A 25,698-nucleotide genomic window follows, 5' to 3' on the forward strand; every position below is an offset into this window, starting at 1 on the left:
GCCGTTGCGGATCCGCCCGGCGATATCCGGTCAGCTCGCCGGTTCGGGTTGGCCGGCGCCGCTGCGCCGCCAGCGGTTTCCGTCGTGATCGGTGTACGTGAGATCCACCAGAACGGTGTCGGCCGCGCGCAACCGATGCTCCGCCGTCACGGTGACGAACAGTTCGTGACTGTCCCGACCGTGTATCCGGCGCACCTGTTTCACCGCGGCCAACTCGGTGGGCGTGCCCTCCGGATCGTCGGGCGGGACGAGCCGCGGCAGCACCGTCACGTCCAGCACCGGGGCGTCGCTCTCGTTGGCCACGGTCACCCGGAGCACCGAGTTGCCCCGGATCTCGGCCACCGCCGAGATCAGCCGGGCCTGGGTGGCCCGGACCCGCAGCTCGTCGGTCCGGCGGGCACGGATCTCCCGGCGCAGTCCAAGGTAGACGAACAGGACGCTGGCGATCGAGCCGACCGCGCCAAACCAGTCCGGCACGGAACCCCAGTCGACGGCGGCCTGGTGTGGCGACCAGTTCATGCGTCCATCGTGGATGCGCCAGGCGAGTGTCCCGTACGGCGGATCGGCCCGAATCTATCGCGAAATGGAAATGGCGGCACCGATTCCGGTCACGCGGGTGACCTAAACGGAGAGTGTGCGAGTCAGTACGGTGGTGGATATCCTTGCGGTTGGCGTGGTGCGAGCGACAATCCCTCCCACTGTCCACCAGCTGGACATGATCTTTTCTGTCGCCTACCCCGCCGCAATTTCGCCACCGAAGGGGGACCGCATTGACTGCGGACGTTCCACCCGACGATGCCGGCGTGCCCCGGCCGGCTTACGACCGGCCGAGTCGGGTCTCTGTCGACCCGCCGCTCGGGCGGCTGGACTGCCCGTTGCACGGGCGGGACGACCTGATCGACGAGATCATGCGGCAACGGGAGATCGCCGGGGACCGGGCCTCGGTGCACATCCTCTGCGGCATGGGCGGCTCCGGTAAGAGCCACGTCGCCCTGGAGATCGCCCGCCGTGCCCGTTCGGACGGACGGACCGTCTGGTGGGTGCAGGCGGGCCGGCTCAACTCGGGGATGCGCGAGGTGGTCAGCCAACTCGGCGCCTCGGAAACCCAGGTCGACCAGGCATGGGCCGGGATGATCAGCGCAACGGACCTGGTCTGGCGCTACCTCAACCAGGCCGGGCAGCCCTGGCTGCTGATCTTCGACAGCGTGGACGAGCCCGGCACGCTCGGCCCCACCGACGGGGTGCTCGCCGACGGCACCGGCTGGCTGCGCAGCCCGGAGGCAGAGGACGGCATGGTCCTGGTGACCACCCGGGACGGCAACCGGAGCACCTGGGGCACCTGGTCGACTCTGCACCAGGTGCGCCCGCTCGACGCCGACGCCGGCGCGCAGGTGCTGATCGACCGGGCCGGCCCGCAGGCCGGTGACCTGGCCGACGCCCGGGAGCTGGCCCGGGAGCTGGGCGGGTTGCCGCTGGCCCTGCGCGCGGCCGGCAACTACCTCCGGTCGGTCAACGCCAGCCCGGTCTGGCGCGGCTCCTCCACCATCACCACCTTCGCCGACTACCGGGCTGCGGTGGAGCGCCGGTTCCGCTCGCCGCGCGACGCCGCCGACATCGACCTCGACGAGTCACTCGGCCTGGAGATCGTCCGCGAGGTCGACGACATCTCACTGGACCTGCTGGCCCGCCGCCAGCTCCAGCAGAGCCGCCCACTGCTCAACGTGCTGGCCTGCCTGAGCATCTCCCCGGTGCCCTACGAGGTGGTGCTCAAGCCGGCCATCCTGGCCGGGTCGCCACTGTTCGAAGGGCTCACCGGTCGGCAGCGGGTGAAGGTGCTGGAGGGCATCGGGGACCTCGCCCTGGTCGACTTCGACGTCCGGGAGGACGTCACCGACCCGGCCTTCGCACACGTGCTGTCGCTGCACCCGCTGGTGCACGCGATGTTCCGGGACCGGGACGAGGTCCGCGAGCAGATCGCCGAGTACCACGGGCTGGTGATGAGGCTGCTGCTCGCCGCCACCGACGGGCAGAGCCCGGACGACTCGGCCGTCTGGGCCAACTGGGACGTGCTGGTGCCGCACCTGGTCGAGGCGGTCCGCGAATACCTCGTGCCGCAGCAGCAGAAACACGACCCCGAGACGGTACGCCGGGCGCTGGAGCTGGCCCGGCTCACCGCCCGCTACCTCATCGCGGTCGGCCTGCCGGGCTCGGCCTTCGACATCCTCGACCCGATCGTGCGCGGTTGTGCCGCGTACGACCACGAGCGCGACCGGCCTCAGGTACTGGCGCTGCGGCACGAGCTGGGCCGCACCTGGCTGGAGCGGAACCAGCCGGAGATGGCCGAGCGGGTGCTCCGCGACGTGATCGCGGACCGGACCAGGGTGCTCGGCAGCGACGACGCCGACACGCTGGCCAGCCGGCACAAGCTGACCAAGGCGATCATGGCGCAGCGTCAGTGGCCAGAGGCCGAGCTGGAGCTGCGGCAGATCGTCATTGCCGAAGACCAGGTCCGCGGTCCGGAGCACTGGGACACCATGGTGGTGCGGCACAGCCTCGCGCTGGCCGTGCTCGCCCAACGCCGGGCCGCCGAGGCCGAGGAGATGCTGCACGCCATCCTGGAGGTCCGGTACCGCACCTGGCCGCTCAACCAGCCGGAGACCTGGCAGGCCCGGCACACGCTGGCCCGCTGTATGCAGGAGCAGGGCCGGCTCGACGAGGCGGAGACGGAGCTGCGGGCCACCCTGGCAACCGTCGAGCCTCGGCACGCCGACCGCAGCGAGGTGCTCGCCATCCGGGCCACCCTGGCCGCGCTCCTGCTGCTCGACGGGCGTCTCGACCCGGCGATCGAGGCGTACGAGCAGTTGCTGGCCGACCGGCGGCGGCTGCTCGGAGACACCCACCTGGACACTCTGCAGGTGGAACATGCGCTACGTCGCCTGCGCAACGGCGACGACACGGCCGGGCCCACCGCCGGACGCTGAGCACCGGCGACCGGCAGCGGGCTCGGCGCAGCGGGCGTCGGGGTCAGTGCGGGGCGGCCGGGCCCAGGTCGCTCGGGTCGGTGTTGCCGCCGCAGACGATCAACGCCACCCGCTCCCCCGCCTGCGGCACGTACGCGCCACCGACCAGCGCGGCCAGCGCCGCGGCGCCGCCCAGCTCGGCGGCGACCCGCAGCTCCGACCAGAGCAGCCGGCGCGCCCGCACCAGGTCCTCGTCGCGGACCAGCACGGAGACCACCCCCGTCCGGCGGGCCGTGTCGAAGGCGATCTCGCCGATCCGACGGGCGCCCAACGAGTCCGTGGCGATGCCGCCCACCTCGATGTCGACCGGCCGGCCGGCCTTGAGGGCGGAGTGCAGGGTGGGGATCTGCTCGGGCTCGACGGCGACGACGCGTACCGACCCGTCGAACCAGGTGGCGATGCCGGACACCAGCCCGCCCCCGCCGACCGCCACCAGCACGGTGTCGATCCCGTCCAGCTGCCGTTCCAGCTCCCGACCGACGGTGCCCTGACCGGCCACCACCTCCGGCTGGTCGTACGCGTGCACGACCAGCGCGCCGGTCTCCTCGGCCCGCTGGGTGCTCGCCGCCAACGCCTCCGCGTAGTGCTGGCCAACCTGCCGCACCTGGGCGCCCAGCCCGGCCAGCCGCTGCACCTTCACCGGCGAGGCGGTGACCGGCACGAAGACCTCCGCCGGCACGCCCAGCGAGCGGGCCGCGTACGCGACGGCGAGGCCGTGGTTGCCACCCGAGGCGGCGATCACCCCCGCCGAGGGCAGCGACCCCTGGAGCATCCGGTTGAACGCGCCGCGCGGCTTGAACGAGCCGGTGTGCTGGTGCAACTCCAGCTTGAGGCTGAGTTGCCCCGGCACACCCAGATCGGCACCGTCGATGGTCAACACCGGGGTTTCCCGGACCCGCCCCTCGACCAGCGCCGCAGCCGCCTCGACGTCGCTTCTGTCCACCATGGGAAAACGCCCTTCGCTACGACCAGAGGGCCAGTCGACCGTCGTCGGTGAGCCCGACGAAACATCCTATGGAGATCCGCCGGCCATCCGTCGCGGGACGCACCGTGTGGTAGTGCCGCGGGTCGAACAGGAAGCCCTCGCCGAGCGTGGGTCGCAGCGTCAACGACTGCGCGTCGGCGGTCACCGACTCGTCATAGCCGTACCCGCCGGGCACGCGCAGGTCCTCGTCGTCCGGCTGCCACCGCCGCCGCCACAGCACGGTCTCACCGCCGGCCGGCGGCACGCGGACGTAGATGTTGAAGGCCAACTGGGCCACCACATCGGTGTCGAGCAGTCGGCCGGCGTACTCCCGGACGGCGTCGTCGAAGTGCACCTGGAGGCCGGCGTTGATCTCGCGGACGATGCCGACGTGCATCTCCCGCCGCTGCCGCCGCCCGGGTGCGACGTCCGGCCAGGCGGCCCGGAACGCGGCCAGACACAGCTCCCGCGGCGCGTCCGACAGGCCCAGCGTGGACCAGGTCTTCTCGGCCGCGCGGGCCGCATCCCAGTAGTCCTCACGCAGGTCACCGGCATCGCGGTGGTCGTTGATGGCCGGGCCGAACTTGGCGACGACCGGAAACACCCGGCTCTCCTCGTAGCGGTCCATCGGGGCGGCGGCGAGGGCGGCGGTGATCGCGTGACAGCGGGCCGGGGAGAGCAGGCCCGGCACCCGGACGGCAGCCAGCCGCCCTGCGACGAGCCCGGCGACGTCCGCTCGGGTGATCAGTTCGGATTCGACGGCGACGAACAGCGGGTCGGTGTTCCTCGGTTGCTGCACGGCGGTCCTCCTGTTGCGAAGATCCCTCACCGGACATGTCGCGCCCCACGACAGCGCACCGTGCAATGTACCGACCGACGGCAACCGGGCCGGGGTCATCGACATTGACCGCGCCACATGCCGCGAACAGTTTCCGCAGTTCCGGATGGGGTGGCGCGGACACCGCTACCATCGGCGCAACAGGGGTACGGCGCACAGAGCCGTACGGCGGTTGGATTCCGCCGATCGGGGAATGGTGACAGCCCCCGGCCTGACGGATGATGCGACTAGTTCGAACGCTGACAAGGAGTTCGATATGGCTGGCGCCGGCCCGACGGATCTTGACAGGCAGACCGACCGCCTGGAGATGGCGCGTCGAATAGCCCGGGAAATGATCGAGTCCGACCATCAGGCACTGGAGCTCGCCATCCGGCAGCGCCCGCAGTGCTGGTCCCGGCGCCCGACCGGCCACGGTGCCCGCCCGGAGCCGACAACTCACTGACCCGACAGGTCACGGGAGCCGTCGCCGAGTCAGCTCGCCGGCTCGTGATCTCCGTCGTGGTCACGGATCAACGCCGCCCACGCTCTCCGCTGTCACGGGTGGACCTGCTCCAGGTCGTACCCGCAGGTAGCGCCCGCTATGGAATAGCCGACGGTGGCTGCCGCCAGCACGAGGCCGACACCGACGCCGAGGGCTGCCGCGCCTTTGCTGGACAGCCCAGTTCGCCAAACGAACACGGCCGTCACCACGGCGGCCAGGGGCAGCGAGAACGCGAGGGAGAGCCACACGGTCTCGCGGAACACCCAGACCAACCAAGCTGGATCCCCGGTGATCTCCTCGCACGGGACCGGGTGTGCGGGCCTAGGTACCGCCGCCAGCGGCGCAGTGGCAAGACCAACGAACGCGTATGCCAACACCGTCCAGCTCAGCGCAGCCCGGGTCCTCGGCCAGTCGATCACAACGGCGACTGTGCCAGACGTCACCGAAGACGGCTACGGAACGCGGACCTGATCGCCGTACAGTCGGGGCCTCTACTTCCAGCGGTATTGATCGCGGGCCGAGGCGTAGTCGATCAAACCGGACGAGACGTCCTGTGACCTGGGCCGGGACGCGTCATCGAGGGTCATCGGTGGGCACTGCTGGTTCACCTCAGACGGCCTGGAGACGGCCTGATCTTGAGGGCTCGCGCGTAGTTGTCCCGGAAGGTGAGCCGAACGCGGGTGTGCAACGATGATCGGCATGTCGACTCCACGAAAGGGCAATGCCGCGTAGGCGCCCCGCACAACTGCGTGCCGACTCCATCTACCGGCGACCGCTTGACGAGTCAACCTCCGTCATCCCCGGGCTCTCGGCCCGCGGCTTGAAAGCCATCGCCTACCTCGAACGCACCCGCCTCTGGAACCAGGCCGTGTCTGATGCACTGCGGACCTGGTCATGGTTCATGCGCCACCCCTGGCATCGCTTGTGGGACCCGAATGCCGGCTGCGGAGTGATGGAGTGCTGTCCGAACCCGCCCGAGTTGCGCTGGATCCTGGACGTCGCCGTTGCCGTCCTGCCGCCGCAGGACGCCCGAACCCTCCGCAAGCAGATCGCGGCCCTCGATGAGCTGTGGTGACCCGCCGCAACGGCTCGGGCGTCTCCGACCCGTCGTTCATGACCCCCGTCGGGGGGAGCCTGATCGCGCTTGTCAACCTGTGTCAGCAGAGGCCGTCCCGTGCGGTCAGGCACGTCGGCTGCCTCGGTCCTTCCGGCCCGGCATCGTCGAGTCGCGCGCTGGTTGCTGACTTGTCGCTGACTGGGGGCTGGGCCCTGACTCCTCGCTCACAAGCCCTGCCTACCGCATTGGCGCCCGTCCGAGAACGGTCGCAGGCTCCGACCGGCACCCGTGCCGGCGCTCGTCGGCATGCGGCCGTCGGATGCTGTTGCTGTCAGCGTTGGTGTCGACAGCCGTTGCGCCGGCGACCCCGATCTACCCCCGCGCCGGGGGGGCCTGCTCCCGCTTGTCAGCATGTGCCAACGGACGCCGTCCCGTGCGGCCGCACACGGCCGCAACTCGCCCTTCCGCCCGACGTCGTTCAGCAGCACGCTAATGCTGAGTGCGCCTGGCGCAGCCGTCTCGCTCGTGGGCAGTTCCAGCCTCGTCTAGCTCCCCTACTCTGGCTCGTGGACAGCCGGGGGCCGGTAAGCGTACTCGGTTGGGGTAAGCGCTTCGTTATCGATCGTCCAAGGCCAGATGCACCGATCCACTCCCCCAAAGGCTTCGACGGCCGGGGAGCGCCGCAGTTGGATGTTGGCCACGACGAAGAGCGCATGTTCGGCGTCGCAGCCGTCTGTCAGTTGGTTGTGGCGTACTTCGTTCCGGGTGAGGACTACTTCCTCCCCGAGCGACTGAGTGCCCTTTACCTCGACGTGCAGTTGACGGCCGTCTGGGTGCGAGCATTCGAGGTCGTAGCCGCGGTTGAGTGGCCCAACCCTCTTGACAGTCCAATCTCGCTTTCGAAGGTAAGCTTCGGCGACGTTCTCGGCGTGCACTTCGATAGCTCTCCGCGCGAGCGGGTCAAGCTGTCTGCCTTGTGCCCGCCCGAGGGCTCGCCTTGCTGTCTTTACGACCTCGTCGCCGGATGCGCCCAATCCTTCTGACGTCTCGTCCAGCGTCTCTGGCATGGCAATGGAGCCATAGAGGCATGCGAGCAGGGGCAGCATCGCGGCGACGTCATCGAACAGCTGGCTGTCAATGGGGATCTGGCCAGACTCGTACAGGCTGGCCGCGATGTTCCCGTCCTCGTAGTTGCGGATACGGATCTTGCTTTCGCGGCCGACGGAGGTGAGGCCAGACCAGGCCAAGTCAATCTCTAGCCTAGAAGCCCTCTCGGGTAAGGCCTCGCCGTAGTCTTCCAACCGGCAGCGAGCCTCCGACGCCCGTGATAAGAGAACCCTCCTGTCGTTGACAGGTCTCATGGCGCCCGAGCGGTACTCGCTGGTGCCTTGGTTCAATGAGAGATAAAACCGAGATCCGTCCGCAGCGAAGAGGTAGACCAGGTAAAAGCCCTCCATGGCGGTTGGAGAGTGCCGCTTCGAGTACAGGCGAACCCATGGAACGGGGCTGTAGTTCGATTGCCGCCCGCCGGTCTGAACTTGGAGATCAAGGCCACCGAGCCCTAGTTCTTCAGCGAGCGGTACGACGAACTTCCGTAGGGCTTCAGCTATCTGCCTGGTCCGTGCGTCCCGCTCCGCCATCTCAGGCGTCGAGTCCTTGGAGTAGCAGGACGCAAGACCGAGTATGGCTTGGCAGGCCCGCTGCAAGCCGGGCAACTCCTGTGGCTGCCTCGGGCTGGGAAGGCCCTCCGGGCCCTCGACGGTGAACCCTAGCGTTACATCAGCGTGTGCCACGCGGGCAGCATAGGCCCATCGGCAGCGCCCTTGTGGACCGCCGGGTCGACCGTTCCTCAAACCAGGGCGCTGCGTGCAGAAGGTGGGAGGAGCACCTCCACGTCGGCCGGAATGCGCCACGGTGGGAGCCCATCGCGCTCGCACTCGATCATTAGTCGCACCGGCTTGCCCGAGTATTCATCGCGCCACCAGTTGGGACTTCGGCTCTCGCTCCAAGCTGGAATCAGCGTCTCCTCCAGGGAGCAGACCAGGTCCTCGCCGACCGTTACTCCGTCGGGGAATGCGACTCGTCGACCGTGCGGCTTGTCGACGTTCTCCACGTTCGTGTTGAACCGGTACGGCCCCCACACCTGGTTGGCAACCTGCTCCGCCGTGGGCCCGCCGGCGAGCAAATGCCGGCCGCGGTCGGGTCGGTCATCGCGGATGCTGACGGTGACCCGGTCGATACGTTCGAGCGTGTACGGGCCGTCCAGCCGGATTCGCAGATCGGCGCGTGCGTTGTTTTGCCCGGCGACACAGGTGAATGTGAACTGCGGTAGCAGGGCTGACCAGCGCCGGTCGCGATCGGAGTCCGACGCGACCCGGGCTGACGTGTGTGCTGCTTCGCTGGCTGATCGCGCCGCCCGCCAGGCGAGGTATCCGGCGCCCGCGCCCGCGATGGTGGCGACTGCGGACAGGCCTGCGAAGGCCAGGTTGTAGTCGATGTTCACTGCGGCAGTCTGCCGGTGAAGAGCGGCGCACGTGTGCCGCTGGTCAGGCTTGGTTGGGTCGGCTGTTCGGTTCGCTGTTTGCCTGCGTTCGGGCGACGTGCGGGTCTCTTCAGTTTCAGCCTGGCGGCCTAGGGTCCCGACCCCCGCCGGGGGAGATGGACAAATGTTGTAGGCCTGTGCCGGTCGGTGCCGAGCACCTCTGCTGCGCACCTGGCACTAAGTGTCCCCTACTGCTTCGTACCGACCTGGCTCTAGGAGCTTCCAGCCTCGTCGCTGCCTCCAGCCCCGGCTGGAACGTGGCCGTAGCCTGGACCAAGGACGGACCAGCAGAGCGGTTAGGGTTGCGCCGGCTGTTGCGTCGCAACGTCCTGCGGTTGGTTGTGGCCGGGAGCAGCCGATGCGCCTGCCGGACAGCAGAGATGTGCCACCTGCTGACCGACGCATTACGAATCGGTCGCGGCGTGCTGGCCGTCGCGGTCCTCGTCCTCGCTCACCTGCGATCTGGGTGATCATGGGAGGCCTGCCACAAGTAGGCATGGTGTCTCGAGTTTTTCGGTGATCCTTTGTATCGTCGGTGGATTGCAGGAGTTAAGGAGGATGACTGTGACCGGCTCGTTCCGGGTTGCTGGTCTGTTCGCAGGCATCGGTGGAATCGAGACCGGCTTCCGGCGCGCGCTTGGGGATCAGCTTGAAACGGTCCTGCTCTGTGAGTCCTGGGGACCGGCGCAGCAGGTGCTAGAGGCGCGCTTCCCAGACGTGGAGATGCACGCAGACGTCGCCACACTACGGGATCTTCCGGCACAGTTGGACCTGGTCGCAGCCGGCTTCCCGTGCACGGACCTGTCCCAGGCCGGCAGGACAGCGGGGATCCGCGGTCAAGAGTCGGGACTGGTCGCTCATCTGTTTGAGGTGCTACGGCTGGCCGAGGATCGTGGTGACCAGCTGCCGTGGCTACTCATCGAGAACGTACCCAACATGCTCGCCCTCGACCGTGGCGAAGCCATGGCCTACCTGGTGAAGGAACTCAACAACCTGGGTTACCGTTGGGCTTACCGCGTAATCGACTCCCGCTTTACCGGCGTACCGCAGCGGCGTCGCCGCGTACTGCTGCTCGCCTCGCGCACCGAGGACCCGCGAGCGGTCCTGTTCGCCGACGACAGCGGTGGCCTGGACGAGGAGGCCCTACATGATGACGCGTTCGGGTTTTACTGGACCGAGGGGCGCGGCGGCCTTGGCTGGGCTAGGGATGCCACACCCACGTTCAAGGGTGGCTCTACCGTAGGGATTCCATCGCCACCCGCCGTGTGGTTACGAGACGAGCAACCGGGGCGCAAGGTCGTGATTCCCTGCGTCGAAGACGGCGAAGCGTTGCAGGGCTTCGAACGCGGATGGACCTTGCCTGCAGATCTAGGACGCCGCAACGGACCCCGATGGAAGCTTGTCGGAAACGCAGTCACCGTCGGCGTCGCGCAGTGGGCCGCAGAGCGCATCGTTTCGCCAGGAGTGTTCGACCGTCCCTCAAGGGAGTGGGCTCGCAAGGGCGCGTGGCCCACTGCCGCCTGGGGCGAAGGCGAGAAGGTCTGGACGGTGGATGTCTCAGAGTTCCCCCGACTGGCGCCGTACACGCACCTCCGGGATCTTCTCGACTTGGACAAGGCACGGCCGCTGTCACACCGGGCGGCGAGCGGGTTCTGGCGACGCCTACAGGAAGGCAACCTAGGGCGTTATCCGGGCTTCCGCGTTGACATCGCCGAGCATGTCGACATCGCCGCTACCGATCCCCTATCCGTGGCGGTCTGACTGCTTAAAAAAGTCAACCAGTCGCACGACGGCGGTCTGCGTGGTTGGGCTCGATGGCTTCGGCGTGACCATCTTGGGTCTCCATCCCAACGGCGATGACGTGGGAGTCGCCGAGATGCGGCCCGCCTGCGCACAGCGACCACGTCCACTGCTTCAGAACGATCGCCCGGTTGACAAACTAGTACGACTCGGTCTTCGCCTGGGCGCGACGGCGCGTGCCCAACGAGGTGGCGGCAGGCACCGTGAGATTGTCCAGCCGTTTGGCCTCCCCCAGCGCAAGGCGAACCCGAAGTAGTCTGCCTGACGTGGTAGATCCCCGCGGCCTCCCCGACACAGTTGAAACGCGCGTCGCTGGCTTGCTGTCCAGCGTAAATCACGCTGCTCCAAGCATCGCCAAGTATCGAGGGCTTGAGCGTCTCCTAGCCGAGACACTGGCCATTGACCCGAGAGACCTCTACGCCGCTTACATCTCAAAAGCGGCCAATACCTCAGTTCGGTTCAACCAATCTGATCGTTCTCGGTCCGCCATCGTCCTAGTGGCGTTGATCGACCCGCCGTCCACGGAGCCTGTGGAGCGAACGATTGAAGCCCTGCGGCGCTACTGCTCAAAGCGCTCTGGAGTCGAAGTCCTCGTCTTCCTGCTGAGAGATGACAAGTGGCAGTTCCTTCTCGCACTCGTGCCGAGAGAAGAGCCGTCACCTCTACTGTTGATGGCTTTCTCCGGCTTAGAATACGGCGTCAGCGTTCAGACTTATGAGACGGGCATTTCCCAGGCTGGCCCTGTACCTGCTCAGCCTCGGAGGGCCAGCCCTCAAGCGGTTCCCATCGTTGTAGTGGACCCTGAGCTTGAGCCCTGGTCTATCAACAGCTTCCCCCACGCGTATCTCACCCGCGATTACTGGGACGACTTCGGTCTAAAGACCTCCTTCGAGCTGATCGTCCAACTAGAACCCGGTAGAGCGATCAACGTCGGGGCCGTAAAGATTCTCAGGCGCGGCCAAACGGAAGGACCTACGGAGCTTCCGGTAGTCCCCTTCACCCACTTGGCCGACATTTACTGTTCACTTGGACAGAGCCACTCCTATTACCAGACACTCAAGCTTTTACCCCAAGCGGTCTATCGATCGATTCTGACGGGACTGCGGGACATTGTCTTCAATCCCAAAGTCGAAGCGAGCTTCAGAGGCGAAGAAGGCCTGCGCACCTCTCTACTCAGAACGGGAACGGCAGCCAGAGCCCTAGAGGACGCGAAAGCCCTGTTCCGTACGCAGGCCCGGCCTTCACCTTCAACGGCTACTACCTTTACTTTCGAGACGACAGTAGGAGGAGATTGGTTTAACATCGATTTTTCTTTCAGCGGGCTGGACCGCCTTCCTGACAGAATAAACGCGATCATTGGCTATAACGGGACCGGCAAGACGCAATTACTTGCTAATATCGCGCGCATTGCCTCTGGAGACCTGCAACAGCGCGCAGAGTTGGCAGACAAGGTAGGCCGCATCAGTTCAGAGGATGAGCTTCGCTTCGGGAAGGTCATAGCAATCTCGTACAGCGCGTTCGACACCTTTGCTCTGCCCGATTCCTTCTGGCGCGGCGAGGAGTCCCGGCTTGCGCATCAGAAGCTCGAAGAGAGCGGCGAAGTCGGAGGGTACGCGTATTGCGGCCTCCGCAGACGCGCCGATAATCAGAGGATTGATACGGACTCGCCTCGCGAGCTCAAGAACATAGACGAAATTGGTTCGGAGTTTTCACAAGCGCTGTACCTAGCGATGTCGGGCAAGCGGCGGCCGGTCCTGCGACAGGTTCTCTCGATCATTTCAGATGAACCGTCTATTGGTCGGCTGGGCCTCAACCCTCAGCTAACTGGAACGGGTACCGACTGGTTCGTACGGTTCGATCGCCTGAGTACCGGCCACAAGATTGTCATCAACATACTCGTCCAAATCATTGGACGGATCGAACCCCGCTCTCTTGTTCTGATCGATGAGCCGGAATCCCACCTGCACCCGTCCCTACTGGCCGCATTGATCCGGGCGTTGAATCGGGTGCTTCAAGAGTTCGACTCTTACTCGATAATCTCGACACACTCAGCTGTCGTCCTACAAGAGATACCTAAGCGGTTCGTCCGCATACTGCAGCGCTACGGCAGCCGGACTATGGTCAGGGAGCCCCTCGCTGAAACGTTTGGCGAGAATGTCGGCTATCTAACGAGCAACGTTTTTCACCTCGACAGCACTAAAACCGACTATCACGCGGTTTTGGAGGATTTGGCCGAAGATTTGTCGTTGGACGAGATTGATGAGCTTTTTGACTTTGATATGAGCACGCAGGCTCGATCGTACGTACTCAATATCAAGCAGGGGCGCGAATAATGATATTTTCGATGCCAAAGCCTACTCGTGACAGTGAGGCTGATTACCGGCTTGCACTTTCGAAGCGACCCAGCGAGGACCAGTTCATCCTGGCGTATTTGCAGGACAAAGTATTCGAGGCCTACCGGAAGTACGACGAAGTAGGCGGCGTACCTCACCTGATCACAGCCATCACCGACGACCGGACCCGGGCCCGAGCTCTCCAAGGCATGTACGGCCTGACCTATTCGGGTAAGTGTCTAGGAGAGATAAGCGAGCAGGCATTCGCCGCGGCTCCGTACGATCTTTGCCCAATGTGCGGCCGCGTTACGCCCACTACCATCGACCACTTCCTGCCCAAAAATAAGTATCCGGAGTTCTCGCTACTCAGCATCAATTTGATACCCGTCTGCCCCGACTGCAACCGCTACAAGTCGACATTAACGGGATCGCAGGACGGTGCGCGGTTCTTCCACGCCTACTACGATGAGATCCCTCAGGAGGTTTCGTTACTGACATCCCAAGCAACTGTCGAGAGGGGTGTCGTAATCTCTTTCTTTGTCAATGACGCACTTTCGGGCAGCGTATACCAGAATGCGCGATACCAATTCGATAGGCTCCGCCTTGGAAAGCTTTATCCGAAGGCGTCAGTGTCAGAGTTGCTAGAACGCTACGATGCATTCCCGGCCGCCTTCGCTTCCGGCGGAGCGGATGGCGTTGCTCGTGAAGCAAGGAGGATAGGCAGGGGAATCGAACGCAAGCTGGGCCGACACTACTGGAAGGTCGCGCTGTACGAGGGCCTCGCCCGAAGCAGATCTTTCTGCGATGGCGGCTTTGCGCTGCTGGAATCGAAGACGCCCGGTGAGATGACATCCCGTCTGCCATCGACCCGCCCTCTTGGGGAGCGGTCCGCCGCCCGGCCCGCCACGCCAAGCGGACCTTGACGGGACGTTCGGGCGCTGGCGGGTCGGGCGGTGGTCTGCTCGGCTTGCCCAGGGCGATGGCAGACGGGATGACCTACCGCAACCACCCACGGACCCGGCACCCGCCGAAGGAGCCCCGCCATCCCGGAGCCGGAGCGCCCCCGCCGGAGGCGCCGTGACCGCAACCCCGCGACCGCCGCCAGCTCGCCTTTGCGGCTGGCGTCCGCTCCCGCACGCCGCGCGGGCCTCGGCCGTGCGGCCCGGCCGGCTGCCGGCTTACCATTTCACCGGTGAACAGTCTGTCGTTCTGCGGCGGCTCTCCGGGCTTCCCCGCTGTCCGCGCCAGCCGCCGGGCGTCAGGCGGGACGGCCGCAGAGCGACAGCGGCAGCGGCCGGCGCGCGTCCAGGCGGCGGCGCGTGCGGCCCGTTACGGGCCGCCTTGAAGACGTACAGAAACTTTGCACAACATCGCCGGCAGTCCGGTGTCCGGTCTCAGGACCGCCGTGACACATCGGTATCAGGACCTGGGTGACATTCCGCCGTCCTGTAGCGCCGGCCGGACGGCCTGGGCAGAGCTCTACAAGCCGATCAGGCTGGAGGGAATTCACCGAGCTTCACCGTCGCCCGTCGGGGCAACGCGGCCGCCCGCCTCCAGGCAACGGCAGGACATCCGTATCCGCCAGCGCTGCTGGCTGGTACGAATGCTTCAGCGGCCGAAAAAAGCGGCAGAAGCGGGGCGAGACAATGACCAGGAGTAGGGCCGGAGAGCTGCTGCGGAGGCCCGAGGAACCGCGGGCGGGGTTCCTGGAGTTGTTCTTCGACCTGGTGTTCGTCTTCGCGCTCGCAAAGCTCTCGCAGAATCTGGTGGAGCATCTGACCTGGAGCAGCGCCCTTCAGACGCTGGTGTTGCTGCTTGCCCTGTGGCAGGTCTGGACCCGTACCGCCGGGCTCACCGACCGGCTGGACCCGCAGCAACCGCCGGTGCAGGTGCTGGTCATTGCGACCATGTTCGGCACGCTGGTGATGGCGGCGGCGGCGCCTGAGGCGTTCGGCGAGCGAGGCGTGGTCTTCGCAGGCGTGTGGGTCGCCGTCGAGGTCGGTCGCAACGTTTTCCTGGTGCTCATCCTGTCGGGCCACGAGACGCAGCGCCTGTTTGCGCGACTTTTCTTTTGGAGCGGTGTGTCCGCGGTGCCGTGGATCGCGGGCGCCGTCGCTGAGGACACGGGGCGGATCGTGCTGTGGACCCTGGGGGTGGCCGTGGATTACGGGGCAACCGCGCTCGGCTTCCCCACACCATGGCTGGGCCGATCGAGTGCGGCGGACTTCGCGATCTCTGGCGAGCACCTTGCCGAGCGCTTCCGGCAGCTGTTCATCATCGCGCTCGGCGAGCTGATCCTGGTCACTGGGCTGGCCTACAGCGGCAGCGGGTTCGGGGCCGACAGCACCGCCGCGGCGGCGGTGGCGTTCGCCATCACCGCGCTGCTGTGGCGGATCTACATCCACCGCGCCGGGCAGCTGCTGGCGGAAGCAATCGCAGCGGCCGCCGACCCGGTCCGCGTTGCCGTCTCGGCGGTACTCGCCCACCTGGTGATGGTCGCCGGCATCATCGCCATCGCCGTCGGCGACGAGCTTGTCATCGAGCACCCGTTCGGGCACACCTACCCGGCCCTGACCGCCGTCATCCTCGGCGGACCTGCGCTGTTCCTGGCCGGACGCGCCCTCTTCGAGTACGGAGTGTTCAGCCGGGTGTCCCCCAGCCGGCTGATCGGTATCGGGGTTCTCGCCGCCCTATCACCGACGATGATCTTTCTACCGCCGCTGGTGGTCGCGGCCGCCGCTGCCCTCGTCCTGGCCGGCATCGCCGTATCCGATGCAGCCCGCGCCCGAGGACGCCCACCCGAGCCGCCGTCACCACCCGCCTAGCCGGACGTGTCACCCACGTCCTGAGACTGATCTGTCAGGACGTCCTGAGACTCGACATCGCCGGCAGTCCGGTGTCGTACTCCGCTTGATGCGTTACCCGGTGGCTTCGCTTGACGGGTGACTCCGGAGTCTGATGACTACCTGCGGTCCGGGCCCGGTAAGGTGGCGCCTTCGGCGGGCGCCAGCTCCGGTCCTGATTGGAGTTCCCACATGGGTGAGTGGAGCACGATCACCTACCTGCGCACCGCCGACCTTGACCACGCCGAGCGCGCGGTCACCGCGCTATGCGCCGGCGAGGGATACGCGCCGCTTCCGCCGGGCACGCCGCCAGGGCACGACACATGGCGGCCCGGACCGTCGTACGTCCAACCGCTGTGGACGATGGCGCTGATACCCGGCGCCGGCGAGTGGACCATGGTGATGACCCTCCCGCACGCGTTGCTCGGCACCCGCCGCCCCGGAGCCGACCGCCCCCGGCTTGTCGACCTGGCGGTCGCGGCCGGGTGTGACGCGTTCACCTTCGACCTGTTCGACGGGACCGCCTGGGTGCTCGCCGAGGCGAACCCGCGCGGCGAAATGGCTCTGTCCGGGTTCCTCGACGACGATTGGCGCTACTTCGAGGAACCGCTCAGCGAGGACAACGCCGATGTCGGATTCCGGCTGCTGGACGTACCGGAACCGCTACGCCAGGCCGGTAGGCGCGGCCTGATGTCGTTCCTCGATATCGGCGAGCTGATGGTCGGCGACCGGTACCCGGACGAGTTCGGTCCCGCCGACCGGCCATGGAGCCGGCACTGGCTCTGGTACAACGGCGTGCAGGCGGAGCTGCAAGACGGCCGGGACATTCCCGTTCCGGGCGTCCGGGTGCGCTTGTTCGCGGCGTAGCACCCGGACCCGGCTACGGCATCCTGCACGGCGGCCCTCCGGCGGCTCGATGTCCACCCGCTGAGGCGAAGATCGTCTAGCCGGATGGGTAACGGATCAACTGAGCGCAATCCGTAACACATCAACTGGAGCCCGACATCGCCGGCAGTCCGGCCGGCCCTCCGGGTGACGACCGCCGCCGGTTGCCCGGGTCAGGCGTTGGTCGAAAGAAGGAGGGCTCGTAGCGCGATCGCCCGGGACTCGATGAGCTGCATGCGGAGCTGCCACTCCGCGGTTGCAGTCCAGTCGGCCTGTGCGGTGATCTGGTCGGGGTGCTTTCGGTACAGCAACCCTGGTTCGTCAATGAAGTACCCGTCGGCGACTACTGAGGCTGCGAGTAGTAGTCCGGTGTCCTCGCCGCCGGGTAGCGCCATCCAGCCGCCGAGGGCAAGCGCGAGTTCTCGTCGGATGCACAGCGTTGCTGGGTGCACAGGTAGCCGGTAGCCGTTGTTGTGAAAGTAGGACAGCACCTCGGCCCGGTCGAGTCTGCCTTCCGCCGGGTCGGCATGCTGCCAACTGACCGTTGACCCGTCAGGCATCAGGTCAAGGACGCTTGATGTTGTCCAGCCAATGTCAGGGCGAGAGCTAAGAACCTCGATCTCGCGTGCGAGGGCGCCGGGTGTGAGCTGGTCATCGGCATCTAGGACCCGCAGTAGTGAGCCCTGGCTCCGCGCCATCGCCATGTTGCGGGCGACTCCGGGGCCGCCCGCTTTGCCGGTCGCGCCCAGGACGCGTGAGTCTTGGGGTAGAGCGGCCTCGACATCTCCGGTGCGGCCATCCTCCTGAACGAGCCATTCCCAGTTCCAACCGTCGGGCATCTCCTGTGCCCGCAGCGACTCGTAGGAGTCCGCAAGGTAGGGGATGCTCGGCGCGTGGACCGGGGTGACTACGGAGATCAGCCTTCTCATTCCGACCACCTCGCCAGCTTCGTTGTGTAAACGAACTCAGTTCGGTCACCTGGAAGGACGACGTTCGACACCTCGACCACGCAGTCGCGCGTGTCGATAGAAATCTTTCGGAGGATCAGCACTGAGACCCCCGGCGGCAGATTCAACGCCTCGGCTTCCTCCGGCCCCGGAGGTCGCGCAGTGATCTCGTCAACGATCCGATCTAGCTCGATCCCGATGCTGAGGAGCTGGTTCTGCGTTCCGCCCGGCCACGGCTCGTTGTGAGCATCAAGGAGCGCTGGATTCTCGGCAACGACGTCGTACACCATGTAGGAGTTGTTCAGGCTCAATGGCGCGTGCTCTCGTCGTGAACCTGTTCGATAGACGCGCTCAAGCATCTTGGCACCTACCGGGACACTGAACAGTCGACCCAGCTCGACGGTCGCGGGAACTGTTCGGTACTCCGCCGAGAACTCAAGGTCCTGCATGGTCAGTCCCGTGTCGCGTTCCGTCGCGCCCGTGCGACGTCTCTGGGACTCGGGTAGCCGTGCTCGGTCCTTCTCCCATTGGTACCGCTCTGGCGATCGCCGCACACGCTGACGTGGTGCCCGAACGAACGTGCCTCGTCCGTGGCGACGATCTACCAGCCCTTCGGCCTCTAGTGCGTCCAGGGCTTGCCGCACAACCGGAAGGCTGACCTCGTAGTCGGCCTTCAACGTCTGTTCGTTCGGCAGCTTGAATTCCGGTGCCAGCTCGCCCGAATGGATTTTTTCCCGCCAGTCTGCGGCGATTCGCTCCCATTTAGCCACGGCTTCACACTCCTTCGCGTCACCACCGAGTTTAGGTCTTCATGAAGTCTTGACGCGAGACATCCACCGTCGTACGTTGTCTACACGTCTTCATGAAGACATGATGACGACGGAGTGCACCGATGAACGGTGCCCCAGCAGAAGGAGACAGCCTTGAAGCTGTACGTGGACACCACGAGCAAGCAGGTGACGGCGTCGAAGGACCCGGAGCCGAAGAACGACCAGAACGGCAATCAGAAGTCCGAGAAGAACACGGGCCGGCTCATGTGGTCCACCCAGGTCTTCGTGCTCGACGAGAACGGCGGGGAGGTCATCACCATCACCACGGCGGGTGAGAAGCCGAGCGTGAAGGTGGGCGACTTCCTGGCCGTCGAGCAGTTGGAGGCCATTCCGTGGGCGACCAACGGGCGCAACGGCGTCGCGTTCCGGGCGGTCTCGCTGAAGCCGAAGACTGGTTCTCCGGCCGGCAAGTAGGTCCCTCGCACCGCTGTGCTGTGTGAGCCGCTGGTGTCTGTGGCTCGCGAAGCGGCCTGATGGTCCGCTGTTCCCATCCACACCATGGGTCCGGGAGTGCTTCTGACTCCTACATTCCCGTACCTGGTCATCACCTGTGGTGGTGGCATCCCCGTAAGAGCTGGCGCGGGGTCGGTCTGACTCCTACATCACCCGACCCCGTGCCTTCCAACTCATCCCAACCCAACTTGCACTTGGGAGGACTCGTCGTGTCCAAGTCTAGCCCCCGCCGCTTCGGCGGCAGGTCAACCGGAACGGTGACGGTCATCGAGGCCAAGGTCCACCGTTCCTCAGCACGCAACGCCAAGATGGCGTTCATCCTGACGGCGGTCATCGTCGGCCTTCTGTCGGCCGTGGTGGCCGCTTCCTACATCCACCCGATCCTCGCCGTCTTCGTCGGCGCGTTCATCGGCGTACCGACCGGCGGGCTCGTCTGGGTGCTCGTCCGCGTGTGGCCGGTGATCCGGCTGCTGTGGTGGTGGACCCCGGAAACCATCCTCGGTGTCCTTCTGCTCACCGCGTGGGTGCAGCTGGCCAACCACACTCCAACCCTGGTGACCCTGCTCGTGGTCGCCCTGGTCGTCGGCGTCCCCGCCGCCATCCGTCCGATTCGCCGCCAGGTCAAAGCCTGGACCTGGTGCCTGATCGTCCGGCACCGCCTGCGCGTGTGCTTCGCGCAGTTCATCATCGCCAACCAGTCCGGCAGCCTGCCGCTGATCCTCTGGGCACGCCCCACCCCCGTCGGCGAACGAGTGTGGGTCTACCTGCGCCCTGGCCTGTCCGCCAAGGACCTGGAAGGCCGCCTCGACAAGATCGCGGTCACCTGCCACGCCTCCACCGTGCTCATCGAGCGCGCCTCGGAGAACAACGCCGCCTACCTGCGGTTCGACATCAAACGCCGCGAGGTGCTGACCGCCCACGTCGGTTCCCCCCTGGTGGACGTGATCGACCCGACCGCCCCCGTCTCGGCGTCGCCGCTGACGGTCCCCACCGCCCTGGACCTGCCGGACATCGACGCTCCGACGATCACCCTCCCGACCCAGGGCAAGCCGGCGAAGAAGCCGGCCGCCACCGCCAACGGCAGCAAGCCCGCGGCTTCGTCGTCGTCCGTGCCGGACGACGACACCTCCGACTGGATCTGACCCACACCCACCCGGGACGCGAGGAGTCGACTTCGGCTCGTTCCTGTGGCTCCTCGCGCCCACAACGCCCAGGAGGGCACCCATGACCACCACGACTCCCACCACCGCTGAGGCGGTGCCGGTGGGTCCTGGCCTGTCGATGTTCGACCCGATCTTCATCGGAATCGACGAGTTCGGCCAACCCGTCTACCTGGACGTCATCTACCGCAACCTGCTCACCGCAGGCGAACCCGGCGGCGGTAAGTCCGGCCTGATCAACAACATCTGCGGTCACGCCGCCCTGTGCGACAACACCCGCCTCGTGCTCTTCGACGCCAAACTCGTCGAACTCGGCCCCTGGCGCGACCTCGCCGACGCCTTCATCGGCCCCGACATCGACCAGAGCATCGACGTGCTACGCCGCCTCCTGGTCGTGGCCACCAACCGCTACGCCTGGCTCCTTGCCAACCGGCGCCGCAAGCTCGCCGACGGCGACGGCATGTCCGTCATCGTCACCATCATCGACGAACTCGCCATGTTCTCCACCGTGCTCGGCACCAAGCAGCAACAGGAGGAGTTCTCCACCCTCCTGCGAGGGCTCGTCTCCCTCGGTCGGGCCTGCGGCATGCCTGTTGTCGCCGCGACTCAACGGCCGTCGTGGGACATCATCCCCGCCTCATTGCGGGACCTGTTCGGCTACCGGGCCGCGTTCCGCTGCACCTCGCTGAACAGCTCGAACATCATCCTCGGTCAGGGCTGGGCCGAGCAGGGCTACACCGCCTCCGACATCTCCCCAACTAACCAGGGCGCGGCCTACCTCCTGGCCGAAGGCGGCGTTCCCCGCCGCATCAAGGCCGCCTACCTCACCGACACCGACATCTACAACATCGCCGACTACGCCGCCTGGACCCGCCGCCCCACCACGGGCAGCAGCAGCCCGGCGGTCAACCCCACCGAGTGGGAGATGGCGGCATGACCACCCGCGAACGCGCCTACGCCAAGGCCAACAACCAGCACGCCGCGACCTTTACCGAACTGTGGATCGTCGGCCGTCCCGAGGACATCGCCGCCATGGTCCGCGTCGCGTCCGCTAGCGGCCGGCTCGTCTACGTCTCCGCGCCGACCCTCGTGGGCGGCGACGACAACCGCCACCGCCGTTACCTGCGGCTGCGCACCCACTGATCGGCCGACAGGACCGGGACTTCGCCTGGCAGCAACTGCCGGTCCTGCCGACCACCAACCAACAGCCCCGAAAGGACGTGGCTGCCATGAAGGCTACCCACAACCCACCCACCCCCGCGCCGGTCAACACTCCTGCTGACCTGCTGCGGATGGCTGCCCTCTACCTGCGCCGGCACGGCTGGACCCAGGGCACCTACTACGACATCTACGAGCCCGCCGACTTCCTCACCCCGCCGGCCTGCGCCGCCGGAGCTATCGGCATCGCCTGCGCCGGTCACCGCGTCGAGCACTTCTCGCAGCTCGAGCCCGACGCCCTGGCCGACTACCTCGCCACCCTCGGCGTGTTCGTCGACTACCTCGACACCACCGCGCCGGTCTTCCTCGTCGACCCCGACGGCTACCTGACCGACGAGCACACCTCGCCCTACTCGTGGAACGACGACCCGGCCCGCACCGCCGAGCAGGTCGTCACCGCCCTCGGCGCGGCTGCTGATGAGTGGGACCGCCTCCACAACCAGGGAGGCGAGCTCTGATGTTCACCGTCAAGGCGTCCTTGACGCACACCCCCCGACGGAAGCGCCGTGAGGTCGTCGAGAACGACGCCTTCGCCGCGTTCGCCCGGCGCATCATCCGCGCCCACGGCCGCCGCGTCGCCACCGGCGACGTCGAAGCACTCCGCGACCTGGTCGCGCTGTCCTCGGTCATTGACGACGCCATCGGTGAGGCCGTGATTGGCCTGCGGTCGTTCGGCTACTCCTGGTCAGAGATCGGTACCCGGCTCGGCATCTCCAAGCAGGCCGCCCAGCAGCGCTGGGGAGGCCAACTGTGACCGACCTTCGCAGCTTCGACCTCGACCAGCTCGGCGACCGCACCGGCATCCGGGTCGAGTTCTACGACCCGCTCGGCACCCGCTACGGGTTCCCCACCTTCCCCTTCCACTGCGCCCCGGACGGCCTGGCCACCGTGCGGCAGCTCCGCGCCGCCGGCCTTCGCCCCGCAGGGCAAACCCCGGTCGCCCAGATCCTCTGGCGGCACCGCAAAAACCGTCGAGTCGCCTACCTCTACCGCCTCGACATGGCCGCACCCAAACGCACCGCCACACCCGCCCAGCGGGAGGCCATCGCCAAAGCGCTTCGCGCCCGCCGAACCTGCCGCGTCTGCGCCCAGGTCAAGCCCTACTACATCCCCCGCTGCTACGGCGAATGCCTCGACTGCCACGAAGGGAACCCGTCGTGAGCTTCCACCTGTCTGACCCCTGCCTGTGGTGCATCGAGGGCAGCTCGCCCGCCGGCATCCACGACATCCTCGGCCCGGTCTACAAGCCCTGCCCCGTCTGCCTCGGCCCCTGCGCCCTCTGCGAGGGCGACGGACTGTTCCCGGCCGACGTCGCCTGCCTGCCCTGCTTCCGCGAGCAGATGGCCGCCCAAGGGCTGGCCCCCATCATGTGCGCCCACTGCTCCGGCGTCGTCGACCTCATCCCCCTCGACACCATCCCCGCTCCGGAGGTGACTCCCCATGTCGAGCACTGACCCCAGCACCGTCACCGAACAGTTCGCCGCCGAATACGCCCGCAACGCCGTGCCGACCATGCTCAAGGCGATCGGCTCCATCAAGCGCTACAACCGCTTTGTTCTGCTCGGTGCGCTGCTGACCAGCTACCTGCACCAAGCCCACTACCTGTGGACCCAGAACGCCGGCTACTTCGCCTACCTCGTGCCACTCATCTTCGACGCCGCCATGGTGTCCATGCTGACCGTCGTCCGCACCTCCGGCATCGCCAAAGACGCCAAACGCGGAGCCATGGTCGTCTTCGCCGCCGCCGCACTGCTGTCGGCCACCATCAACTTCGCCTCCCCAGGCAGCCTCGGCCTACGCCTGGTCTTCGCCCTGGTCGTCGTCCTCGTCATCGGCGTCGAACTCGTCGCCGGACGCATCCGCCCCGACTTCGCCGCCATCCAAGCCGAAGCCGCCGCCCTCCTCGCCGCCATCAACGACCTCACCACCACCACGGCACCGGCCACTGAGCCGACCGACACCCCGGCAACCACGCCGCCCGTCGACACCCCGCCGGCACCCATCCCGGCCGCCATCCAGGCACCCGCCTTCACTCCGATCCCGGTTGCCCGGCCCGAGGTCCCGGCGCACCTGATGCCCACCGCCCGCTTCGTCATCGGACGCCACGAGCAGAGCACCGGCCGACCCATCACCGCCGATGAACTCGCCGGCCTGCTCTCGGTCACCCCGGACATCGCTCGGGAACTGCTGCACACCATCACCGGCCACACCCCGGCCGTCAATGGCACCCCCGTTGGTGGTGCCCGGTGACCATCCACGTCGTCGACATCGAGCAGGTCACCCACACCTGCCCGGCCTTCTCCGAGTCGCACCCCTACGACACCCGACGCACCGTCATCCACGTCATCCCCGGCGGCCCGTGCCGGACTCCGGTCACCATCCGCTGCGGCACGACGACCGCCACGATCGCGTGTCACCGGCATGAACCGGCCGACCGCCAGTGCGGCGCCTGCCGCATCATCGTCACCCAACACACCATCACCAACCGACACCACGAGGTTGTCGGCTGATGGCTTCGACGCTGGACCTCACACCCCGTGCCACGGCCCGGGGTGTGGGCTCGAACGCCGACACCACCACCCCCTACGTCGGCTACACCGCCGCCGGCTCCGCGTTCACCCGCGCCCAGCAGCCCGACTACTTCGGCTGGCTGGAACACGTCCGCGCCGCCGCCGGCTGCACCCGCCCCGTCCGCCTCGCCGGGCAGCTCCTCACCGTCGAACCGGCCACCGGCCGGCTCCTGGACGCCCGGCACACCGACGCCATGCCCGACGCCGCCATCTACAAGGCGTGTGGCAACCGCCGCGCCACCGTCTGCCCTACCTGCGCCAACGTCTACCAGCGCGACGCCTTTCAGGTCCTGCGCGCCGGCCTCGTCGGCGGCAAAGGCGTCCCCGAAACCGTCTCCCGGCACCCGGCGGTGTTCGCCACCTTCACCGCCCCGTCCTTCGGTCCCGTGCACGTCCGTGCGGTCAAGCGGCACACCTGCGCCAACCGCAAACGCTGCGACTGCCGACCCGACCCCTGCCACGCCCGCCGCAGCACCGACCCCACCGCCGGCCTCTGCGCCCATGGTCGTCCGGCCGTCTGCTGGGCCAGGCACGAACCGGCAGACGCCGCCCTTGGTCAGCCGCTGTGTTTGGACTGCTACGACCATGACCACCAGGTCGTGTGGAACGTGTTCGCGGGAGAGCTGTGGCGGCGCACCAAGCAAGCCGCGGAACGCCGTCTCGCCCAGCTCGCCCGCCGACGCGGCATCCCTCCGGCCCGGGTGGTCACTGACTCGGGCAAGGTCCGCACGGTCTCCCCGGTCCGGCTGTCCCACGGCAAAGCCGCCGAGTTCCAAGCACGCGGAGCAGTCCACTTCCACGCCCTGGTGCGCCTCGACGGCGTCGACCCCACCGACCCCACCGCCGTCGTCCCACCACCGGCCGGGTTCACCGCCGCCGACCTCGACGACGCCATCCGCCACGCCGTGGCCCAGGTCGACTACACCACCCCCACCCACCCCGACCGGCCCGAAGGCTGGTCGATCGTGTGGGGTGACCCGTCCAAGGGCCTCGACATCCGGCCCATCAGCCTGACCGGAAGCGGCGAGGTCACCGACGGCATGGTCGCCGGCTACCTTGCCAAGTACGCCACCAAAAGCACCGAGGTAACCGGGCACCGCTCCGTCAGGCTCACCGCCGACTCGATCGGCGACTACGCCGACCCTGACGGCGACCACACCGCCCGCCTCATCGACGCCTGCTGGCGACTCGGCCGACCCACCGGCACGGCCGTGCCGCTTTCTGAGCGGCCCCGGGACCACCGACCCCGGCCCGGCTTCGTCCAGCGCTGGGAATGCCCCGACTGCGGCACCCACACCCGCTACGCCGCCTGCCCCGTCTGCATCGCCCACCGTCAAGCCAGCCTTGACGCCGAACCGACGAAGTCAGTGACCGGCAACCCCTACGCCCGGCTGCGCAGGTGGGCACACATGCTCGGCTTCGGCGGCCACTTCCTCACCAAAGCCCGCCGCTACTCCGTCACCTTCCAACTCCTGCGCGACACCCGCGTCACCTACCGACGCAACGACGACCAGGACCAGGCCGACGAGCAACCCGGCACCGTCTGGGCCGTCGACCACCCCGACGACACCACCCTGATCGTCGGCACCCTCACCTTCGCCGGCGTCGGCTGGCACACCACCGGAGACGCACTCCTCGCCAACACCGCCGCCGCCCTCGCCCGAGCCCGACAAGCCACCGGCCGCGAAGAACTCGCCCACGAACTCGGCACCACCCCCGCCGGCACCGTGCCGGTCGCCGCATGACCCCTCGACCAC

At 67.1% G+C, this 25,698-nt stretch carries 26 protein-coding genes; 18 read left to right on the plus strand and 8 right to left on the minus strand.

Features of this window, described 5'->3' with window-relative positions:
* Positions 1-30: 30 nt before the first annotated feature.
* Positions 31-519, minus strand: a complete 489-nt coding sequence (locus ABZV00_RS03330; RefSeq protein ID WP_328420701.1) for a hypothetical protein — start codon at positions 517-519, stop codon at positions 31-33.
* Between the two features lie 284 nt (positions 520-803).
* Here ABZV00_RS03330 and ABZV00_RS03335 point away from each other — a divergent pair, with 284 nt between their 5' ends.
* The gene (locus tag ABZV00_RS03335) at positions 804-2,981 is read left to right on the plus strand and encodes a tetratricopeptide repeat protein (protein WP_355601457.1); all 2,178 of its coding nucleotides are present in this window, start codon (positions 804-806) and stop codon (positions 2,979-2,981) included.
* A gap of 43 nt (positions 2,982-3,024) precedes the next feature.
* On the opposite strand, the gene ABZV00_RS03340 is transcribed toward ABZV00_RS03335, so the two are convergent.
* The 3 genes from ABZV00_RS03340 to ABZV00_RS03350 form a co-directional block, all read right to left on the minus strand.
* A complete protein-coding gene (locus ABZV00_RS03340) occupies positions 3,025-3,966 on the minus strand; it encodes a threonine/serine dehydratase (protein ID WP_328420705.1) in 942 nt (313 codons plus the stop codon).
* Between the two features lie 16 nt (positions 3,967-3,982).
* The gene (locus tag ABZV00_RS03345; RefSeq protein ID WP_355601459.1) at positions 3,983-4,783 is read right to left on the minus strand and encodes a hypothetical protein; all 801 of its coding nucleotides are present in this window, start codon (positions 4,781-4,783) and stop codon (positions 3,983-3,985) included.
* A 573-nt stretch (positions 4,784-5,356) separates the two neighbouring features.
* Positions 5,357-5,722, minus strand: a complete 366-nt coding sequence (locus tag ABZV00_RS03350) for a hypothetical protein (RefSeq protein ID WP_355601461.1) — start codon at positions 5,720-5,722, stop codon at positions 5,357-5,359.
* A 401-nt stretch (positions 5,723-6,123) separates the two neighbouring features.
* On the opposite strand from ABZV00_RS03350, the gene ABZV00_RS03355 reads away from it, so the two are divergent.
* On the plus strand, positions 6,124-6,378 hold the full coding sequence (locus ABZV00_RS03355) for a hypothetical protein (RefSeq protein ID WP_354964870.1): 255 nt from the start codon (positions 6,124-6,126) through the stop codon (positions 6,376-6,378).
* Between the two features lie 536 nt (positions 6,379-6,914).
* Here the strand turns inward: ABZV00_RS03355 and ABZV00_RS03360 are convergent.
* Both ABZV00_RS03360 and ABZV00_RS03365 read right to left on the minus strand, forming a co-directional pair.
* On the minus strand, positions 6,915-8,153 hold the full coding sequence (locus ABZV00_RS03360) for a DUF3578 domain-containing protein (RefSeq protein WP_355601463.1): 1,239 nt from the start codon (positions 8,151-8,153) through the stop codon (positions 6,915-6,917).
* A gap of 56 nt (positions 8,154-8,209) precedes the next feature.
* The gene (locus tag ABZV00_RS03365; protein ID WP_355601465.1) at positions 8,210-8,863 is read right to left on the minus strand and encodes a hypothetical protein; all 654 of its coding nucleotides are present in this window, start codon (positions 8,861-8,863) and stop codon (positions 8,210-8,212) included.
* Between the two features lie 603 nt (positions 8,864-9,466).
* On the opposite strand from ABZV00_RS03365, the gene dcm reads away from it, so the two are divergent.
* The 5 genes from dcm to ABZV00_RS03390 all read left to right on the plus strand — a co-directional run bounded on the left by dcm (position 9,467) and on the right by ABZV00_RS03390 (position 16,745).
* Positions 9,467-10,663 carry a DNA (cytosine-5-)-methyltransferase gene (gene dcm, locus ABZV00_RS03370; protein WP_355601467.1) on the plus strand — a complete coding sequence of 399 codons (1,197 nt, stop codon included), beginning with the start codon at positions 9,467-9,469 and terminating at the stop codon, positions 10,661-10,663.
* Positions 10,664-10,968: 305 nt separating this feature from the next.
* Positions 10,969-13,035: an AAA family ATPase gene (locus ABZV00_RS03375; protein ID WP_355601469.1), complete on the plus strand. Its 2,067-nt coding sequence runs from the start codon at positions 10,969-10,971 to the stop codon at positions 13,033-13,035.
* Positions 13,036-13,046: 11 nt separating this feature from the next.
* Entirely contained in the window at positions 13,047-13,958 is a 912-nt protein-coding gene (locus ABZV00_RS03380) for an HNH endonuclease (protein ID WP_355601471.1), read from the plus strand.
* 723 nt (positions 13,959-14,681) lie between these two features.
* The gene (locus ABZV00_RS03385; protein ID WP_355601473.1) at positions 14,682-15,860 is read left to right on the plus strand and encodes a low temperature requirement protein A; all 1,179 of its coding nucleotides are present in this window, start codon (positions 14,682-14,684) and stop codon (positions 15,858-15,860) included.
* A gap of 210 nt (positions 15,861-16,070) precedes the next feature.
* A complete protein-coding gene (locus ABZV00_RS03390; RefSeq protein ID WP_355601475.1) occupies positions 16,071-16,745 on the plus strand; it encodes a hypothetical protein in 675 nt (224 codons plus the stop codon).
* 191 nt (positions 16,746-16,936) lie between these two features.
* Here ABZV00_RS03390 and ABZV00_RS03395 read toward each other — a convergent pair whose 3' ends face one another.
* On the minus strand, positions 16,937-17,692 hold the full coding sequence (locus ABZV00_RS03395; protein WP_355601477.1) for a glycosyltransferase: 756 nt from the start codon (positions 17,690-17,692) through the stop codon (positions 16,937-16,939).
* Complete coding sequence (locus tag ABZV00_RS03400) at positions 17,689-18,480, minus strand: GntR family transcriptional regulator (protein ID WP_355601479.1); 792 nt, start codon at positions 18,478-18,480, stop codon at positions 17,689-17,691. The genes ABZV00_RS03395 and ABZV00_RS03400 overlap by 4 nt, the downstream gene beginning before the upstream one ends.
* A gap of 153 nt (positions 18,481-18,633) precedes the next feature.
* On the opposite strand from ABZV00_RS03400, the gene ABZV00_RS03405 reads away from it, so the two are divergent.
* From ABZV00_RS03405 to ABZV00_RS03455, 11 genes are all read left to right on the plus strand, one after another.
* Positions 18,634-18,954, plus strand: coding sequence for a hypothetical protein (locus ABZV00_RS03405; RefSeq protein ID WP_203123010.1), 321 nt, complete (start codon positions 18,634-18,636; stop codon positions 18,952-18,954).
* A 296-nt stretch (positions 18,955-19,250) separates the two neighbouring features.
* A complete protein-coding gene (locus ABZV00_RS03410) occupies positions 19,251-20,135 on the plus strand; it encodes a hypothetical protein (RefSeq protein WP_355602009.1) in 885 nt (294 codons plus the stop codon).
* Positions 20,136-20,217: 82 nt separating this feature from the next.
* Positions 20,218-21,090 carry an FtsK/SpoIIIE domain-containing protein gene (locus tag ABZV00_RS03415; RefSeq protein ID WP_355601481.1) on the plus strand — a complete coding sequence of 291 codons (873 nt, stop codon included), beginning with the start codon at positions 20,218-20,220 and terminating at the stop codon, positions 21,088-21,090.
* Positions 21,087-21,296, plus strand: coding sequence for a hypothetical protein (locus ABZV00_RS03420; protein ID WP_355601483.1), 210 nt, complete (start codon positions 21,087-21,089; stop codon positions 21,294-21,296). The genes ABZV00_RS03415 and ABZV00_RS03420 overlap by 4 nt, the downstream gene beginning before the upstream one ends.
* 86 nt (positions 21,297-21,382) lie before the next feature.
* Complete coding sequence (locus ABZV00_RS03425) at positions 21,383-21,829, plus strand: hypothetical protein (RefSeq protein ID WP_355601485.1); 447 nt, start codon at positions 21,383-21,385, stop codon at positions 21,827-21,829.
* The gene (locus ABZV00_RS03430) at positions 21,829-22,125 is read left to right on the plus strand and encodes a hypothetical protein (protein ID WP_355601487.1); all 297 of its coding nucleotides are present in this window, start codon (positions 21,829-21,831) and stop codon (positions 22,123-22,125) included. Before ABZV00_RS03425 ends, ABZV00_RS03430 begins: the two co-directional genes overlap by 1 nt.
* Positions 22,122-22,532 (plus strand): RRQRL motif-containing zinc-binding protein, encoded by a 411-nt coding sequence (locus tag ABZV00_RS03435; protein WP_355601489.1) that lies wholly within the window; start codon positions 22,122-22,124, stop codon positions 22,530-22,532. Before ABZV00_RS03430 ends, ABZV00_RS03435 begins: the two co-directional genes overlap by 4 nt.
* Positions 22,529-22,825 (plus strand): hypothetical protein, encoded by a 297-nt coding sequence (locus ABZV00_RS03440; RefSeq protein WP_355601491.1) that lies wholly within the window; start codon positions 22,529-22,531, stop codon positions 22,823-22,825. Before ABZV00_RS03435 ends, ABZV00_RS03440 begins: the two co-directional genes overlap by 4 nt.
* Entirely contained in the window at positions 22,812-23,621 is an 810-nt protein-coding gene (locus ABZV00_RS03445) for a DUF2637 domain-containing protein (protein ID WP_355601493.1), read from the plus strand. Before ABZV00_RS03440 ends, ABZV00_RS03445 begins: the two co-directional genes overlap by 14 nt.
* Positions 23,618-23,881 carry a hypothetical protein gene (locus ABZV00_RS03450; RefSeq protein WP_355601495.1) on the plus strand — a complete coding sequence of 88 codons (264 nt, stop codon included), beginning with the start codon at positions 23,618-23,620 and terminating at the stop codon, positions 23,879-23,881. The genes ABZV00_RS03445 and ABZV00_RS03450 overlap by 4 nt, the downstream gene beginning before the upstream one ends.
* Positions 23,881-25,686: a replication initiator gene (locus ABZV00_RS03455; RefSeq protein WP_355601497.1), complete on the plus strand. Its 1,806-nt coding sequence runs from the start codon at positions 23,881-23,883 to the stop codon at positions 25,684-25,686. The genes ABZV00_RS03450 and ABZV00_RS03455 overlap by 1 nt, the downstream gene beginning before the upstream one ends.
* The last annotated feature ends 12 nt before the right edge of the window (positions 25,687-25,698 follow it).

Source organism: Micromonospora sp. NPDC005173 (assembly GCF_040608515.1).
Classification (GTDB): Bacteria; Actinomycetota; Actinomycetes; order Mycobacteriales; family Micromonosporaceae; genus Micromonospora.